The following is a 16,482-nucleotide window of genomic DNA, read 5'->3' on the forward strand; positions in this document are numbered from 1 at the left end:
GGGCCCCTGTGCCTCGCGGTGAACCGTTCTGTTCGTCTGTGGGGCGCTGGGGGCTGCTCGTGCGGTTTCTTGCGGCCTTTAGAAGTTCGGGCCGAGCGTCGGTTCCCGGGGGCGGCGGAACCCCTCAGGGGCGCGGGGAACTGCGCGAGCGGCCCAGCACGGTCCGCAGACGAAAGCGTGGTCCTGGGCGTAGCCCGCAGCGCCCGTGGCTTGGCCCCGGGGGAATCTTCACCCACCCCCACCCCCACCCCACCCCGCCCCCGGAGGGGTTTGGGGAAGGGGCGGGGTGGGGGATCAAGGCCGCAAACGCAACCCCCGCGGCGTAGGCACGAACCCCGCCCCCTCCAGCGCCCCCGCCATCGGCGCCGTGAGCGCGGCCTCGCCGTTGACCCGCTCCAGCATCACCGTCCCCAGCCGCCCCGCCCGAGCCGCACCCGCCAGCGACTCCACCGCCGCCAGCAGCGCCGGATCGTCGGGCTCGGACGGCCAGACGAGCAGGGACTTGCCGCCGCGCTCCATGTAGAGCGTGAGCTCACCGTCGACCAGGACCACCATCGACCCCGCCTTGCGGCCCGGCTTGTGCCCGGCCCCCGACGGCGGCTCTGGCCAGGGAAGAGCCGCCCCGTACGCGTTGGCGGGGTCTGCCGCCGCCAGCACCACCCCCCGCGGCACCGGGCGCGCCTCCGCGCGGTCGCGCGCGGTGGCCGCCGCCCGCAGCCGGTCCACCGCCCCGTCCATCGCGAACTGGGCCGCCCCCAGCCCCTCGACCACATAGCCCCGCCGCGCCTGCCCGCTGTCCTCGAACGCCGCCAGGATGCGGTACGTGGCCGAGAAGCCGCCCTCGACCCCCTCGGCCGCGACGGCGCCCCGGGTGACCACACCATGGCGGTCGAGGAGCGTCCGGGCCAGGGCGTGCGCCCGGTGCGTGGGGTCCGGCTCGCGGGCGGGCAGCAGGGACCAGCGCCCCGACACCGTCGGCGGCCCGGTGCGCGAGGCGGACCGCGCCGCCGCCGTCAGCGACCCGTACCGCCCGCGCGGAACGGTCCGCTTGGCCCGGTGCGCCGTGGACCCGGCGGTGCGGCCCGATCCCAGCAGCGCCCGCAGGGGCGCCAGCGTGTCGTTGGTGAGCCGCCCCGACCACGCCAGGTCCCACACGGCGTCGGCCAGCTGGAGGTCGGTCGCCTCCGGGTGCGTGGTCGCGCGGACCTGGTCGGCGATCTGGCGGAAGAACAGCCCGTACCCGGGAGCGAGGGCGGTCAGCACCGACTCGTGCAGCGCGGTGAGCTCCAGGGGGTGCGGCGCCGGAAGCAGCAGGGGCGCCGCGTCCGCGAGGAACAGCGAGACCCAGCCGTCCTTGCCCGGAAGGGCGCCCGCCCCGGCCCACAGGACCTCGCCGGTGGTGGTGAGCTCGTCGAGCATGCCCGGTCCGTAGTCGGAGATCCGGGACGGCAGCACCAGCTTCTCCAGGGCAGACGCGGGCACGGCGGCGCCCTGCAACTGCTCGACGGCCCGGGCCAGTCCGTCGATACCGCGCAGGCTGTTGCTCCCCAGGTGCTGCCACTGGGGCAGGAAGGTGGCAAGGGCCGCGGGTGGTACCGGTTCGAGCTCGTGGCGCAGCGCCGCCAGGGAACGGCGCCGCAGCCTGCGCAGCACCGTCGCGTCGCACCACTCCTGCCCGAGCCCCGCCGGGTGGAACTCGCCCTGCACCACCCGTCCGCTCGCCCCCAGCCGTTGCAGCGCGCCCTCGGTGACGGCCGTGCCGAGGCCGAACCGGGCGGCGGCCGTGGCCGAGGTGAACGGGCCGTGCGTGCGCGCGTACCGTGACAGGAGGTCGCCGAGGGGGTCCTTGACCGGCTCCATGAACGCCTCGGGCACGCCGACCGGCAGCGCCGTGCCCAGCGCGTCGCGCAGCCGGCCGGCGTCCTCGATCGCCGCCCAGTGCTCGGCGCCGCCGAGCCGGACCCGGATGGCGCGGCGGGCGGACGCGAGCTCCTGGGACCACTGTGCCTCGGCCCCGCGCGCGACCAGCTCCTCGTCCGTCAGCGGGCCCAGGACCCGCAGCAGGTCGGCGACGCCCTCCATGTCCTTGACGCGGCGGTCCTCGGTGAGCCACTGGAGCTCCTGCTCCAGCTCGGTGAGGACCTCCGCGTCCAGCAGCTCGCGCAGCTCCGCCTGGCCGAGCAGCTCCGCCAGCAGATGCGAGTCGAGCGAGAGGGCGGCGGCCCGCCGCTCGGCCAGCGGCGAGTCGCCCTCGTACAGGAACTGGGCGACGTAGCCGAAGAGCAGCGAACGCGCGAAGGGCGACGGCTCGGGCGTGGTCACCTCGACAAGGCGGACCCGGCGGGCCTCCAGGTCGCCCATCAGCTCGGTCAGACCCGGTACGTCGAAGACGTCCTGGAGGCACTCGCGGACGGCCTCCAGGACGATCGGGAACGAGCCGAACTCGCTCGCCACCTGGAGCAGTTGGGCCGCGCGCTGGCGCTGTTGCCACAGCGGGGTCCGCTTGCCGGGGTTGCGCCGCGGCAGCAGCAACGCGCGCGCGGCGCACTCACGGAAGCGGGCGGCGAACAGCGCCGAGCCGCCGACCTGCTCGGTGACGATCTGCTCGATCTCGCCCTTGTCGAAGACGGCGTCCGCGGCGCCGACCGGTGCCTGCTCGCTGTCGAACGTCGAGTCCAGGTGGCCCGGGTCCCGGTCGAGCAGGTCGAGGCCCATCAGATCGGCGTCGGGCAGCCGCAGCACGATGCCGTCGTCGGCGTGCATCACCTGGGCGTCCATCCCGTACCGCTCGGCGAGGCGGGCGCCGAGGGCCAGTGCCCAGGGCGCGTGCACCTGGGCGCCGAAGGGGGAGTGGATGACGACCCGCCAGTCGCCCAGCTCGTCGCGGAACCGCTCGACGAGGATCGTGCGGTCGTCGGGGACATGGCCGCAGGCGCGGCGCTGCTCGTCGAGGTAGGCGATCACGTTGTCCGCGGCCCAGGCGTCCAGGCCCGCGCTCAGCAGCCGAAGCCGCGCGTCCTCGGCGCTGAGGGAGCCGACCTCGCGCAGGAACGCGCCCAGCGCGCGCCCCAGTTCGAGCGGGCGGCCCAGCTGGTCGCCCTTCCAGAAGGGCAGCCTGCCCGGCACACCGGGGGCGGGGGAGACCAGTACGCGGTCGCGGGTGATGTCCTCGATCCGCCAGGACGTGGTGCCCAGCGTGAACACATCGCCCACGCGCGACTCGTAGACCATCTCCTCGTCGAGCTCGCCGACCCGGCCGCCGCCCTTCTTGGGGTCGGATCCGGCGAGGAAGACGCCGAAGAGGCCGCGGTCCGGGATGGTGCCGCCGGACGTCACCGCCAGGCGCTGCGCGCCGGGGCGGCCCGTGACCGTACCCGCCACGCGGTCCCAGACCACGCGCGGGCGCAGCTCGGCGAAGGCGTCCGAGGGATAGCGGCCCGCCAGCATGTCCAGGACGGCCGTGAACGCCGACTCCGGAAGGGCCGCGAAGGGAGCCGCCCGGCGGACCAGGGCCAGCAGGTCGTCCGCCTGCCAGCTGTCCAGCGCCGTCATCGCGACCAGTTGCTGGGCCAGGACGTCCAGGGGGTTGGACGGGATCCGCAGCGACTCGATGGCTCCCGAACGCATCCGCTCGGTCACCACCGCCGACTGCACCAGATCGCCCCGGTACTTGGGGAAGACCACTCCCGTGGAGACGGCGCCCACCTGGTGGCCGGCGCGGCCCACCCGCTGGAGGCCGGAGGCGACCGAGGGCGGCGACTCGACCTGGACGACCAGGTCCACCGCGCCCATGTCGATGCCCAGCTCCAGGCTGGAGGTGGCGACCACGGCGGGCAGCCGGCCCGCCTTGAGGTCCTCCTCGACCAGGGAGCGCTGCTCCTTGGAGACCGAGCCGTGATGGGCGCGCGCGAGGACGGGCGGCGCGCCCTTGGCCGCTCCCGACTGGGCCATCACCTCGGCGGGGGAGTGGGCCTCCCCCAGCGGCACGACGGACTCGCCCGCCTCCAGCGCGGCGGCCGTGGCCCGCTCGTGCGCGATCTCGTTGAGCCGGTTGCACAGCCGCTCGGCGAGCCGGCGGGAGTTGGCGAAGACGATCGTCGAGCGGTGCGCCTGCACCAGGTCGACGATGCGCTCCTCCACATGCGGCCAGATCGAGGGCTTCTCCGCGCCCTCGGCCGCGTCGGCCGCAGGGGCGCCGCCCAGCTCGCCCAGATCCTCCACCGGCACGACCACCGACAGGTCGAACTCCTTGGCGGAGCGCGGCTGGACGATCTCCACCTTGCGCTGCGGCGACAAAAAGCGCGCCACCTCGTCCACCGGGCGGACGGTCGCCGACAGGCCGATCCGGCGGGCCGGCCGGGCCAGCAGCTCGTCCAACCGCTCCAGGGACAGGGCCAGATGGGCTCCGCGCTTGGTGCCCGCCACCGCGTGCACCTCGTCCAGGATCACCGTCTCCACGCCCGACAGCGCCTCGCGCGCGGAGGACGTGAGCATCAGGAACAGCGATTCGGGGGTGGTGATCAGGATGTCCGGCGGCCGGGTCGACATGGCGCGGCGCTCGGCGGGCGGGGTGTCACCGGACCGGATCCCCACCCGCACCTCCGGCTCCGGCAGCCCCAGGCGCACCGATTCCTGGCGGATGCCGGTGAGCGGGGAACGCAGATTGCGCTCGACGTCCACCGCCAGCGCCTTCAGCGGCGACACGTACAGCACGCGGCAGCGCTTCTTCGGCTCGGCGGGCGGTGGAGCGGCGGCCAGCCCGTCCAGCGCGGCCAGGAACGCGGCGAGGGTCTTGCCCGAGCCGGTCGGCGCCACCACCAGCACGTCCGACCCCTCGGAGATCGCCCGCCAGGCCCCTTCCTGAGCGGCCGTGGGCGCGGTGAAGGCACCCGTGAACCAGCTCCTGGTCGCGGGAGAGAAGGAGTCCAGCGCTGTCCTTGCCATGGTCCCCATCGTGCACCCACCCACTGACAATGGCCCGGAGCTGCGAGAATACGGATATGAGCGCGGCCGAGGAGTGGGCACGGCACTGGCGGTACCCGGGGCTGCCGGGCCTCGAACTGCTGCACGCCCGCTACGTCAGCCACTCCTTCTCCCGCCACAGCCACGAGGGCTTCGTCCTCGGCGCGGTGCGCGGCGGGATCGAGGACGTCGTGCTGCCCGGCGAGACCGTACGGGCGCGCCCGGGCACTGTTGTCATGATCAACCCCGAGGTGCCGCACTCGGCCCACGCCGGTGTCCCCGAGGGCTGGACGTACGCCACGCTCTACCCGTCCTCGCGGCTCATAGCCGACCTCGCCGCCGAGGTCACCACCCTGCGCGGGAGCGTGGGGTTCGCCGAGACCATCGTCGAGGACCCGGACACCGCGCTGCTCATCCACGAGGTGCACCGGGCGGCCGAACAGGGTAACGCGCTCGCCGCCGACACGGTGTTCCGCATCGTCGTCGCCCGGCTGCTGCGCCGCCACGGACGCTCCCTGCCCGCGCGCACCACCGGATCGGCGGGCGCCCGAACGGCTGCGGCCGCCCGGGCCCTCCTGGAGGAGCGCCTCACCGACCCGCCGTCCCTGGAGCGGCTCGCCCACGGCCTCGGGACCAGCCCGTTCGCCCTGCTGCGCGCCTTCAAGGGCGCCTACGGACTGCCCCCGCACACCTGGCTCACCGGCGAGCGCGTCCGGCGCGCCAGGCTGCTCCTGGAGGCCGGGACAGCGCCCGCGGAGGCCGCCGTGGCCGTGGGCTTCACCGACCAGCCGCACCTCAACCGCCACTTCACCCGCATCGTGGGCGTGACGCCGGGGGTGTACCGCAGGGAGCGCGCAAGAACGTACAAGAACGCGTAAGCCCTCCCCGCGTAGCGTCCGGGACGTGGCAGGAGAACAGTCAGCATTCCCAGACATACGCCCCGAGGACGCGGGGTCCGAAAGCTCCCCCGGCAGGGGTGCCGGGCCGGACCCCGCCGTCGCGGGCGAGCACAAGCCCGACTCCGCCGTGGTCAGGGACGCCCTCGGCGTCGGCATCGCCGTCGGGCTCTCCGGCTTCGCCTTCGGGGTGACCTCGGCGGGCTCGGGACTCACCCTCCTTCAGACGTGCGCGCTCAGCCTTCTGGTCTTCACCGGCGCCTCGCAGTTCGCCCTGGTGGGGGCGCTCGCGGCGGGCGGCAACCCGTTCACCGCGGCGGCCGGAGCCTTCTTCCTGGGCGTACGCAACGCCTTCTACGGACTGCGGCTGTCGCAGCTGCTCGCGCTCCCGCGCGCGGTGCGGCCCCTCGCCGCCCAGTGGGTCATCGACGAGACGACCGCCGTGACCCTCGCCCAGCCCACCCGGCGGGCCGCGCGGATCGGCTTCACCGTCACCGGACTCACGCTCTATGTGCTGTGGAACCTGACGACCCTGGCCGGGGCCCTAGGCGCGGAGGCGATCGGGGACACGGACGCGTGGGGGCTGGACGCGGCGAGCCCCGCCGTCTTCCTGGCACTGCTGGCGCCGATGCTCACCACCGCCACGGAACGGATCACCGCCGGGCTCGCGGTCCTGCTGGCCCTGGGCCTCCTGCCGGTGCTGCCCGCCGGGGCGCCGGTCCTGGTGGCCGCCCTCGCCGCGCCCGTCGTGCTGTTCCTGAAGGGGCGCGCGGACGCGGCGAAGAAGAGCGGCGGGACCGGCCCGGACTCCGCTCCGGCCGGCGGGAACTCCACGAAGGGGGCGGGGCGTTGAACATCTGGCTCGCCATCGCCGCCACCGCCGTCAGTTGCTACCTGGTCAAGCTCCTCGGCCTCCTGGTCCCCGCCGGGGCGTTGGAGCGGCCCCTGGTGCGACGGCTCGCCGCCCTGCTCCCGGTCGCCCTGCTGGCCGCCCTCACCGCCCAGCAGACCTTCAGCAGCGGCCACGCCCTGGTCCTCGACGCCAGGGGAGCGGGGCTGGCGGCCGCGGCCGTCGCCCTGATGCTGCGCGCCCCCTTCCTGGTCATCGTCGCCGCCGCCGTCCTGGTGACCGCCGCGGTGCGGGCCCTGGGCGGCTGAGGGCGTCCCCGAGGTCCGTACGCGAGGCGTCCGCCCGTCCCGTACCGGGGCGGGCGGGTGTTCCGGAGCTCCGCCTCAGTCGATCGCGCGGCCGTGCGCGCGCAGGGTCCGCAGCGCCTCGATCGTCACGACCGGCCGCCACTCCAGAGCGGTGCCCGGCGCCCACTCGCGCCAGTGGATCGGCCAGCCGCCGTCCTCCCGCTGCTCGGCCGCGAGGTGGTCGAGCGAGCGCGCCATCTCCTCGTCCGTGAACCAGCGGCGGGCCAGGGATTGCGGTACGCGCGCGTAGTCGTGCGGGAAGTGGTGCTCGGCCGGGGCGTATCCGGGCGCGACCGGGAAGTCCCCGAGCCGGTCCGGATCGAGCACCGCCAGCCGCTGCTCGCGCACCAGGCGCCCGAGCCGGGCCGCCGCCGCCTCGGCCCGCGCGCGGTCCGGCACCCCGTCCAGGAAGGCGACCGCCGCCTCGATCTCGTACGGGTGCGACTTCTCCAGGGCGTCGACGGCCGCCCAGCAGAAGTCCGTGGCCCGGAAGAGCCAGGCGTGCCACACCTCGTTGCGGTGGAGCAGCCCGACCACCGGGCCGGTGGCCAGCAGTTCGCTGGGCGGGTCGTCGACGATCCGCACGAAGGGCGCGACGGGGTAGCCGCGCGCCGACGGGTGCAGCGCGGGCAGGGCGCCGTCCCGCGTCGAGACCGCCGTCAGATAGCCGCAGACCCGTTCCGTCCCCCGGCCGCTCACGCGCGCGACGGAGTCCAGGACGCGCAGCGCGTGCGCGGTGTGCAGCGGCTGGCTGACGGGGCCGCGCAGATCGGGCTCCAGCGCGTGCCCGTAGCCCCCGTCGTCGTTCTGGTAGGCGGCGAGTGCGGTCTCCACGGGGTCGGCGCCGCCGCCGAGGAAGTGGTGCGCGAACCGCCGCTGCTCCAGCACACGGGCCGTCAGCCACACGAAGTGCTCGGCTCGGGCGAGCGGTGTGCGGGGCGCGCGCGACGTGCGGACAGTCGCGGGTGATGTTCCGGATCCGGCCATGGTCCGACCGTAGGGCGCGCGGCGCCGCGCGCGAGCCGGACGGCCTCGGCTGCACTCTCAGGGGCGGGATACTGGTGTCATGCGGTTGACGATTTTCTGGGAGCGGATGGCCGAGCACTTCGGCGCCGCCTACGCCGACTCCTTCGCGCGCGACCACGTGATCGCCGAGCTCGGCCATCGCACCGTGCACGAGGCGCTCGACGCGGGCTGGGAGACCAAGGACGTCTGGCGGGCGGTGTGCGCCGCCATGGACGTGCCCGCGCACAAGCGGTGACGATCCGGGGCTGACGGCCCGCGCTGTGCGGGGCATGGGCGAGACTTGCCGTGTGGCACCCACTGACGAGAGCGACACCCAGACAGACCGCCCGGCCGACGGCCCGGCCCGGGACGACCGAGGACCCGGCGGAGAGGCGCGTTCCGCGAGCGGGGCGCGTTCCGCGAGCGGGCGCCCGCCCGAGGCCGGGGGCGCGGCCCCGCACGCGGGCGCGGGTGACGTCCCCACCGCGCCCGGGGCGGCTCCGGGCGGCGGGACCGCCGGACCGCCGCCCGCCGTGCCCGGGACCGGCGGCGCCGTGCGCATGCCCCGGTGGCTGCCGCGCGCCATGGTGCTCGCGCTCGCGCTCTACGCCTGCTTCCAGCTCGGCAACTGGGCGTTCCACCAGCTCATCGGGCTGCTCATCAATGTGCTGATCTCGTTCTTCCTCGCCCTGGCGGTGGAACCGGCCGTCGGGCGGATGTCGGCTCGCGGGATGCGCCGGGGCCTCGCCACCTTCATCGTCTTCTTCGCGGTCTTCCTCGTGACGGCCGGGTTCATCGTGCTGCTCGGCTCGATGCTGGCGGGCCAGATCGTCGACATGGTCGAGCACTTCCCCAAGTACCTCGACTCGGTGATCAGCTGGGTCAACCAGAACTTCCACACCGAACTCTCCCGGGTCGAGGTGCAGGACAGCCTGCTGCACTCGGACTGGCTCCAGAAGTACGTGCAGAACAGCGCGAGCGGTGTGCTCGACGTCTCGGCCACCGTCCTGGGCGGCCTCTTCCGACTGCTGACGATCTTCCTGTTCTCGTTCTACTTCGCGGCCGACGGGCCCCGGCTGCGGCGCACGGTCTGCTCCCTGCTGCCGCCGTCCCGCCAGGCCGAGGTGCTGCGCGCCTGGGAGCTCGCGGTCGACAAGACCGGCGGCTACCTCTACTCGCGCGGCCTGATGGCGCTCGTCTCCGGGGTCGCGCACTACGTCCTGCTGCAGATCCTGGGCGTGCCGTACGCCCCGGTGCTCGCGGTCTGGGTGGGGCTGGTCTCCCAGTTCATCCCGACCATCGGCACGTATCTGGCGGGCGCGCTGCCCATGCTGATCGCCTTCACCGTCGACCCCTGGTACGCGGTGTGGGTGCTCGGCTTCGTGGTGATCTACCAGCAGTTCGAGAACTACGTGCTCCAGCCCAAGCTCACCGCCAAGACGGTCGACATCCACCCCGCGGTCGCCTTCGGCTCGGTCATCGCGGGTACCGCCCTGATGGGGGCGGTCGGCGCGCTGATCGCGATCCCCGCGGTGGCGACGCTCCAGGCGTTCCTGGGCGCCTATGTGAAGCGGTACGACGTGATGGACGACCCGCGCGTCCACGGCCGGCGCGAGCGGGCCGGGGACTCCGCCCTGGTGCGCCTGCGGCGGGCGCTGCGCGGGAACCGGGCACAGTAGCCGCCCGCCCCCGGGACGCCGTCGCGATGCCCGGGCGCGGGCCGCGTGGTGCGCTTGACACCAAAATCGAACATCCATTCATATGGAAGCGCGGCCCTGGGTTCACCTGGGTTCCGCCGGGTTTCCGGTGGGGGTTATCCACAGGCGGGAGGGACTCGGGGGCCCATTGTCAGTGGCAGGGGTTAGCGTCTTTGACGTGAAGCGATCGACTCAAGCAAACCGGGTGGAACCCATGGCAGGAACCGACCGCGAGAAGGCGCTCGACGCCGCGCTCGCACAGATTGAACGGCAATTCGGCAAGGGCGCGGTGATGCGCCTGGGCGAGCGGCCGAATGAGCCCATCGAGGTCATCCCCACCGGGTCGACCGCGCTCGACGTGGCGCTCGGCGTGGGCGGTCTGCCGCGCGGCCGCGTGGTGGAGGTCTACGGCCCGGAGTCCTCCGGCAAGACGACCCTGACCCTGCACGCGGTGGCGAACGCGCAGAAGGCCGGCGGCCAGGTGGCCTTCGTGGACGCCGAGCACGCCCTGGACCCCGAGTACGCGAAGAAGCTCGGCGTCGACATCGACAACCTGATCCTGTCCCAGCCGGACAACGGCGAGCAGGCTCTGGAGATCGTCGACATGCTGGTGCGCTCGGGCGCGCTCGACCTGATCGTCATCGACTCCGTCGCGGCCCTGGTGCCGCGCGCGGAGATCGAGGGTGAGATGGGCGACTCCCACGTGGGCCTCCAGGCCCGTCTGATGAGCCAGGCGCTCCGGAAGATCACCAGCGCGCTGAACCAGTCCAAGACCACCGCGATCTTCATCAACCAGCTCCGCGAGAAGATCGGTGTGATGTTCGGCTCGCCGGAGACCACCACCGGTGGCCGCGCCCTGAAGTTCTACGCCTCGGTGCGCCTGGACATCCGCCGTATCGAGACCCTGAAGGACGGCACCGACGCGGTCGGCAACCGCACCCGCGTCAAGGTCGTCAAGAACAAGGTCGCGCCGCCCTTCAAGCAGGCCGAGTTCGACATCCTCTACGGCCAGGGCATCAGCCGTGAGGGCGGCCTGATCGACATGGGCGTCGAGCACGGCTTCGTCCGCAAGGCCGGCGCCTGGTACACGTACGAGGGCGACCAGCTCGGCCAGGGCAAGGAGAACGCCCGCAATTTCCTGAAGGACAACCCCGACCTCGCCAACGAGATCGAGAAGAAGATCAAGGAGAAGCTGGGCGTCGGCGTCCGGCCGGAGGAGCCGAAGGCAGAGCCCGGCGCGGACGCGGCCGGTGCGGCCCCGGAGGCGGAGGCGGCATCCGTGCCCGCCCCGGCCACCAAGGCCAAGACGGCCAAGGCCGCCGCTGCCAAGAGCTAGACCATGACACGCAGGACCGAATGGGCCGAGCCGGACGGGCCGGGCCCCGACCGGGCCCGGTCCGCGCGGCCGGGCCCGAAGCGGGCCGGCTCCCGACGGGCCGGCCCGGAGGGATTCGGCGACGGTGCCGGCTCGCCGGGGGCCGAGAAGGACCCGGCGCCGCAGGACCCGGCCGAGCGGGCGCGGGCGATCTGCCTGCGCCTGCTCACCGGGGCGCCCCGGACCCGTAAGCAACTGGCCGACGCCCTCAAGAAGCGCGAGATCCCCGACGAGGTCGCCGAGGAGGTCCTCTCCCGCTTCGAGGAGGTGGGACTGATCAACGACGCGGCGTTCGCGGACGCCTGGGTCGAGTCCCGCCACCACGGGCGCGGCCTGGCGCGCCGGGCGCTCGCCCGGGAGCTCCGGACCAAGGGTGTGGACTCGGCGGTCGTCGACGAGGCCGTCGGGCAGCTCGACTCCGACCAGGAGGAGGAGACCGCGCGGGAGCTGGTGGCCCGCAAGCTCCGCTCCACCCGGGGCCTGGACCGCGACCGCCGCATCCGCCGCCTCGCCGGGATGCTGGCCCGCAAGGGCTACCCGGAAGGCATGGCCCTGAGGGTCGTCCGCCAGGCCCTGGAGGCCGAGGGCGAAACGGCGGACGACCTCTACGAGACGTTCTGAGGGAACGGACAGGACGGACACGGGTCGGATCGGGCGTACGGACGGGGGCGTACGGACCCGGACGTCGTGGCGGGGCGTTCCGGCGGCCGCGCCGACGAGGTGTGCCGCTGGGGCAGAGAGCGGGGCCGCCGGTCGCAGGCGTTCACCCGCCGACCGGCAGCGGCCCTCACACGGGTGCCGTCACCGGCAGCCCCTCCGCGCGCCACGCCTGGAATCCGCCGACCAGGTCCGTAGCCCGGTGCAGCCCCAGCTGGTGCAGGGAGGCCGCCGCGAGGGACGAGGCGTAGCCCTCGTTGCAGATCACCACGATCCGCAGGTCGTGGCTGGTGGCCTCCGGGGCGCGGTGGCTGCCCCGTGGGTCGAGCCGCCACTCCAGCTCATTGCGCTCGACGACGAGCGCCCCCGGGATCAGGCCGTCGCGCTCGCGCAGCGCCGCGTACCGGATGTCGACCAGGAGCGCCTCGCCCGCCCGCGCGGCGTGGTGCGCCTCCCGCGGCCCGACGCGGTCCAGGCCCTCGCGGACGCGGTCCAGCAACTCGTCGATGCCCACCGGGCGTCCGCTCACTGCCAGTCCTCCGGGCGCTCGACGTGCTCGAGCCGCAGCAGCGCGCCCGTACGGCTGTAGCGCCGGATCAGGGGCAGCGGCGGGTAGTAGGCGTGGACCGAGATCGTGTGCTGTGTCGTCGACTCGTTCCTGACCTCGTGCACATGGTGGGGTCCGAAGGCCCGCCCGTCCCCGGTCTCCACACTGCGTGAACGGTCGATGTCCGCGGCGAGTTCCAGGGTCTTCCACCCCTCCGTCGGCAGCCTGGCGGCCAGGGAGTCCTCCGTGAGCGTTCCGGCCGCCGTGGCGAACGCGCCGTGGGAGCCGCCGTGGTCGTGCCAGCCGGTGCCGGTGCCCGGCGGCCAGCCGATCAGCCAGGCCTCGCTGCCGCCGGGCCCCTCCAGCCGGATCCAGGTCCTGCCGTGCGGGTCGAGCGGCAGGGAGGAGACGAGCGAGGCGTCGGCGGCGGTGCGGCGGACGAAGCCGAGCAGATCCGCCTGGCTCGGCGCGGCGGGGGAGGCGGAACCGGGGGCGGAGACGTGGGGGTTGGGCGTGGAGGGGTGCGTGGAAGATGACACGAGGAGCCGTCCTGGGGAGTTCGCGTGTGCGCGCGTACGCCGGACAGCGGCCCGGCGGCGCGAGGAGCAGGGGGGCGAATCAGCAGGACGGGCGACACACGCAGCCCGCGTAGCGGACGAGGTCCATATGGACCCTCCGCCACAGGCGCACATCGGTGTCGGTCACGTTCCGGAGTACACCATGTGCGCCTGGGCGGGTCAATTGATGTCCGCGGTGCGGTCCTGCGCGCGCGCGTGGACGACGGCACCGCCGCGCACCGCGTCGGCGGCCGTGTACAGCTCGCCCGGCCACACCCCGGCGAACGCCGCGACCAGGTGCCCGTCGGGGCGTACGAGCAGCACGGTGTGGGCCGCCGCTCCCGGATACGCCTCGGCCACCAGCAACTCGGCCTCGGCGGGCAGGTTGTTGACCGCGGCCGTCAGACGCGGCATCACCCCCGCGGTCAGCCAGTGGCGCCGGTCCCAGACGCCGGTGCCGGGCGCCACCAGGACCACCAGGAGCCGGCCCCGGCCCAGCCGGTCCCGCAGGGCCACCACCGACCCGTCCGGCGCCGTGACCGGGACGTCGTCGACCGGTGCGCCCGCTTCCGTGCCGACCGGTGTGTGCGCCTCGGCGGGTGGGGGCGCGAGGGGGGAGTGCGGGTAGGAGGGGGGCGCGCCGAGCGGGCCTCGCCCCAGATGGCCGTCGGCGAGCAGCGCGTCGTGGCCGCGCGCGGCGCCCGGGAGGTACGCGCGCAGCCCTCCGCCGCCGCGCAGCACCTGCATCGCCTGGTCGGCGGCGCGCAGCCGGGCGGCGACACTCGCGCGGCGCTCCGTCTGGTAGCTGTCGAGCAGCACTTCGGAGGCGCCGTGGTGCCAGGCCTGTGCCAGCTTCCAGGCCAGGTTGGAGACGTCCCGCAGCCCCTCGTCGAGACCCTGGATGCCCACGGCGCCCAGCAGATGGGCGGCGTCCCCGGCGAGGAAGGCGCGGCGCACCCGCCAGCGCCGGGCGAGGCGGTGGTGCAGCGTGTACACACCGGTGTCCAGCAGCTCGTACGGGGGAGTCGTGCCGCACCACCCGGCCAGCGTGTCGCGCAGCCGGCCCATCAGCGCGTCCGGGGTGACCAGTTCGGCGCGGTGGGGCAGCAGCCAGTCGATGCGCCAGGCCCCCTCGGGCAGCGGACGGGCGGTCACCTCCTCTCCCGCGGTACGCCACGGGGGCAGTCGGTGCAGCAACGCCTCGCCGGGCCAGGGGAGTTCGGTGCGCAGGGCCACGACGGCGTGGCGCTCCACCGCCGTACGCCCGGCGAAGCGGACGTCGAGGAGCTTGCGCACGGTGGAGCGCGCGCCGTCGCAGCCCACCAGATAGCTGCCGCGCCACCAGGTGGCGTCGGGGCCGGTGGTGTGGGCGGCGACGCCGTCGTCGTCCTGTTCCAGGGCGTCCAGACGGCCCGCGGGCGCCAGCCGGACGAGCCGGGAGGCGGTCGCCGCGTCCCGCAGGCCGCGGGTGAGGGCGTGCTGGGGCAGATGGACCGGCGAGGGGCCGCCGTCGAGGCCGTCGCCGAAGGAGACCTGGCGTTGCGGGGCGGTGCGCCGCATGCCCCGCCAGCCCGTCCAGCGGGCCCCCTCGTCGCGTACCGCGGCGCAGCCCAGCCGTTCCACGAAGGCGGCCGTGTCGGGCCGCAGGACGGCCGTACGGACCGGGCGGGGCTCCTCGCCGCCCGGCTGCTCGTCCAGGACGACGGAGGGCACCTTCTGGGCGGCGAGGGAGAGGGCGAGCGCGAGTCCGACCGGACCGGCGCCGACGACGATCACCGGGTCCACGGCGTGGCTCCCTGGGCCCGGCGGGACGACTGGCAGGTGGCGCTGAGGACCCGGTGCACGATCACAGAACGTATGCAACCCACTGCGGGTGCTTGCGTCAAGTGACGGAGGCAGTGACGCGAGCGCCACTGCCTCATACATCGTCAGTTTGTCGTATCGTCACGCCGGTCGGTGGCTTCGCCGCCCGTTCCCGCGACCGCGCCGACCGGGTCGGCGGCGGTCAGCGGGGCGGCCGCCTCGGCCACGGGGATACCGGTCTTGGCGCGCCTGCCGCGCCGCTCGATCCAGGTGGCGAGACCGGAGAGGGCCATGCACATCGCCACGTAGATGGCGCCGATGACGACGATCGTCGACACGTACGGGTACTGGCCGTTGACCTGCGTGTTGCTCGCGATCAGACGGGCCGTCTGGAGCAGTTCGGGGTACAGGATGATGAAGCCGAGCGAGGTGTCCTTGAGGGTGACCACCAGCTGGCTGATGATCGTCGGCAGCATCGCCCGGACCGCCTGCGGCATGAGCACGCTGGTCATGACCTGGGTCTTGCTCATGCCGAGCGCGTACGCCGCCTCGCGCTGGCCCCTGGGCACGGAGTTGACACCCGCGCGCAGCACCTCGGCCTGGACGCAGCCGTTGTAGATCGACAGGCCGAGCGCCAGCGCCCACATCGAGTAGTCGGTGAGGAAACCGACCCAGACGGCGTAGATCGTGATCAGCAGCGGGATCGACCGGAACAGCTCGACGAAGCCGGTCGCGGCCCAGCGGACCGGCTTGTGGTCGGAGAGGCGCGCGACCGCGAGCAGGACGCCGAGGACCAGCGAGCCGACCGCCGCCAGGCCGAAGGCCTTCAGGGTGGCGACGACGCCGTCGGCGATGTTCTGCCGGATGCCCGAGTAGTTGAAGATGTCCCACATCTCGGGGGCGAGATGGCCCTTGTCCGACAGCCGCACGATGCTCAGGGCGAGCAGCGCGAGGATGGCGAGCGAGCCGAGGACGGCGTAGATCCGGTTGCGTACGACGGCCTTGGGGCCCGGGGCGTCGTAGAGGACATTGGCGCTCATCGGGCGACCTCCATACGGCTCTCCAGCAGACGGAAGGCGCCGCTGATGGCGAAGGTGACGACCAGGTAGCCCAGGGCGACCCAGACGAAGACGGGGACGATGTCGTAACCCTGGTCGCTCATCAGCTTCTGCCAGCCGAAGAGCTCGGTGACGCTGAAGGCGCCGGCGATCGCCGAGTTCTTGGTGAGCGCGATGAAGATCGAGCTCAGCGGCGGAATGACGGTCCGGGTGGCCTGCGGCAGCACGATCAGGCGGAGGGTCTGCGTGAACGACATCCCGAGCGAGCGGGCGGCCTCGGCCTGGCCCAGCGGGACGGTGTTGATGCCGGACCTGACCGTCTCGCAGACGAAGGAGGCGGTGTAGAAGCCGAGGGCGAGCGAACCCAGCAGGAAGGGGCTCATCCCGGGGAAGAGGATCTCCGGGACCACGAAGAAGAAGACGAGGAACAGCAGGGTCAGCGGGGTGTTGCGCAGCAGCGTCACCCAGGCGGTGCCGAAGAAGCGCAGCGGCGGCACCGGCGAGACCCGGAATCCGGCCAGCAGCAGCCCGAGGACCAGGGCGATGACCGAACTGACGGCGGTGATCTCCACGGTTCCTATGAAGCCGTCACGGAATTCCGAGAAGTTGTCGAGCAGTACGTTCATGAGGTCTCCGCGTCGGCGGGCGGCTGGCGGGCAGGGCCGGGAGCGCCCTCCACGCGCGCGTGGAGGGCGGCTCGGCCGGCTGGGTCGGCGGCGGCGCGGTCG

Annotated in this window: 15 protein-coding genes; 7 read left to right on the forward strand and 8 right to left on the reverse strand. The window is 73.7% G+C overall.

From position 1 onward, the window contains the following. Positions 1–294 precede the first annotated feature (294 nt). A complete protein-coding gene (locus ACZ4MU_RS24780; protein WP_467880487.1) occupies positions 295–4,944 on the reverse strand; it encodes an ATP-dependent helicase in 4,650 nt (1,549 codons plus the stop codon). Between the two features lie 56 nt (positions 4,945–5,000). Here ACZ4MU_RS24780 and ACZ4MU_RS24785 point away from each other — a divergent pair, with 56 nt between their 5' ends. The 3 genes from ACZ4MU_RS24785 to ACZ4MU_RS24795 are packed head-to-tail and all read left to right on the forward strand — an operon-like array spanning position 5,001 to position 7,016. After that, positions 5,001–5,840 (forward strand): AraC family transcriptional regulator, encoded by an 840-nt coding sequence (locus ACZ4MU_RS24785; protein ID WP_467880489.1) that lies wholly within the window; start codon positions 5,001–5,003, stop codon positions 5,838–5,840. A gap of 25 nt (positions 5,841–5,865) precedes the next feature. Continuing rightward, positions 5,866–6,711, forward strand: a complete 846-nt coding sequence (locus ACZ4MU_RS24790; protein ID WP_467880491.1) for an AzlC family ABC transporter permease — start codon at positions 5,866–5,868, stop codon at positions 6,709–6,711. Beyond that, complete coding sequence (locus tag ACZ4MU_RS24795; RefSeq protein WP_358834141.1) at positions 6,708–7,016, forward strand: AzlD domain-containing protein; 309 nt, start codon at positions 6,708–6,710, stop codon at positions 7,014–7,016. The genes ACZ4MU_RS24790 and ACZ4MU_RS24795 overlap by 4 nt, the downstream gene beginning before the upstream one ends. A 75-nt stretch (positions 7,017–7,091) precedes the next feature. Here ACZ4MU_RS24795 and ACZ4MU_RS24800 read toward each other — a convergent pair whose 3' ends face one another. Next, positions 7,092–8,042 (reverse strand): hypothetical protein, encoded by a 951-nt coding sequence (locus ACZ4MU_RS24800; protein WP_467880494.1) that lies wholly within the window; start codon positions 8,040–8,042, stop codon positions 7,092–7,094. 79 nt (positions 8,043–8,121) lie between these two features. On the opposite strand from ACZ4MU_RS24800, the gene ACZ4MU_RS24805 reads away from it, so the two are divergent. The 4 genes from ACZ4MU_RS24805 to recX all read left to right on the forward strand — a co-directional run bounded on the left by ACZ4MU_RS24805 (position 8,122) and on the right by recX (position 11,753). Then, positions 8,122–8,316, forward strand: a complete 195-nt coding sequence (locus ACZ4MU_RS24805; RefSeq protein WP_467880497.1) for a DUF3046 domain-containing protein — start codon at positions 8,122–8,124, stop codon at positions 8,314–8,316. A 52-nt stretch (positions 8,317–8,368) separates the two neighbouring features. Further along, complete coding sequence (locus tag ACZ4MU_RS24810) at positions 8,369–9,739, forward strand: AI-2E family transporter (RefSeq protein ID WP_467880500.1); 1,371 nt, start codon at positions 8,369–8,371, stop codon at positions 9,737–9,739. Positions 9,740–9,971: 232 nt separating this feature from the next. After that, on the forward strand, positions 9,972–11,093 hold the full coding sequence (gene recA / locus ACZ4MU_RS24815; protein ID WP_467880503.1) for a recombinase RecA: 1,122 nt from the start codon (positions 9,972–9,974) through the stop codon (positions 11,091–11,093). A gap of 3 nt (positions 11,094–11,096) precedes the next feature. Next, positions 11,097–11,753 carry a recombination regulator RecX gene (gene recX, locus ACZ4MU_RS24820; RefSeq protein ID WP_467880506.1) on the forward strand — a complete coding sequence of 219 codons (657 nt, stop codon included), beginning with the start codon at positions 11,097–11,099 and terminating at the stop codon, positions 11,751–11,753. Between the two features lie 166 nt (positions 11,754–11,919). On the opposite strand, the gene ACZ4MU_RS24825 is transcribed toward recX, so the two are convergent. The 6 genes from ACZ4MU_RS24825 to ACZ4MU_RS24850 form a co-directional block, all read right to left on the reverse strand. Continuing rightward, positions 11,920–12,318, reverse strand: a complete 399-nt coding sequence (locus ACZ4MU_RS24825) for a rhodanese-like domain-containing protein (protein WP_467880510.1) — start codon at positions 12,316–12,318, stop codon at positions 11,920–11,922. Then, positions 12,315–12,875, reverse strand: coding sequence for a cupin domain-containing protein (locus ACZ4MU_RS24830; RefSeq protein ID WP_467880513.1), 561 nt, complete (start codon positions 12,873–12,875; stop codon positions 12,315–12,317). The genes ACZ4MU_RS24825 and ACZ4MU_RS24830 overlap by 4 nt, the downstream gene beginning before the upstream one ends. A gap of 79 nt (positions 12,876–12,954) precedes the next feature. Next, entirely contained in the window at positions 12,955–13,167 is a 213-nt protein-coding gene (locus ACZ4MU_RS24835) for a putative leader peptide (protein ID WP_467880516.1), read from the reverse strand. After that, on the reverse strand, positions 13,074–14,678 hold the full coding sequence (locus ACZ4MU_RS24840; RefSeq protein WP_467880519.1) for an FAD-dependent monooxygenase: 1,605 nt from the start codon (positions 14,676–14,678) through the stop codon (positions 13,074–13,076). The genes ACZ4MU_RS24835 and ACZ4MU_RS24840 overlap by 94 nt, the downstream gene beginning before the upstream one ends. A gap of 143 nt (positions 14,679–14,821) precedes the next feature. Next, positions 14,822–15,736: an amino acid ABC transporter permease gene (locus ACZ4MU_RS24845; protein ID WP_467880522.1), complete on the reverse strand. Its 915-nt coding sequence runs from the start codon at positions 15,734–15,736 to the stop codon at positions 14,822–14,824. Next, entirely contained in the window at positions 15,733–16,380 is a 648-nt protein-coding gene (locus ACZ4MU_RS24850) for an amino acid ABC transporter permease (RefSeq protein WP_467880525.1), read from the reverse strand. The genes ACZ4MU_RS24845 and ACZ4MU_RS24850 overlap by 4 nt, the downstream gene beginning before the upstream one ends. Positions 16,381–16,482: the final 102 nt, after the last annotated feature.

This window comes from Streptomyces sp. NPDC026377, from assembly GCF_055567715.1.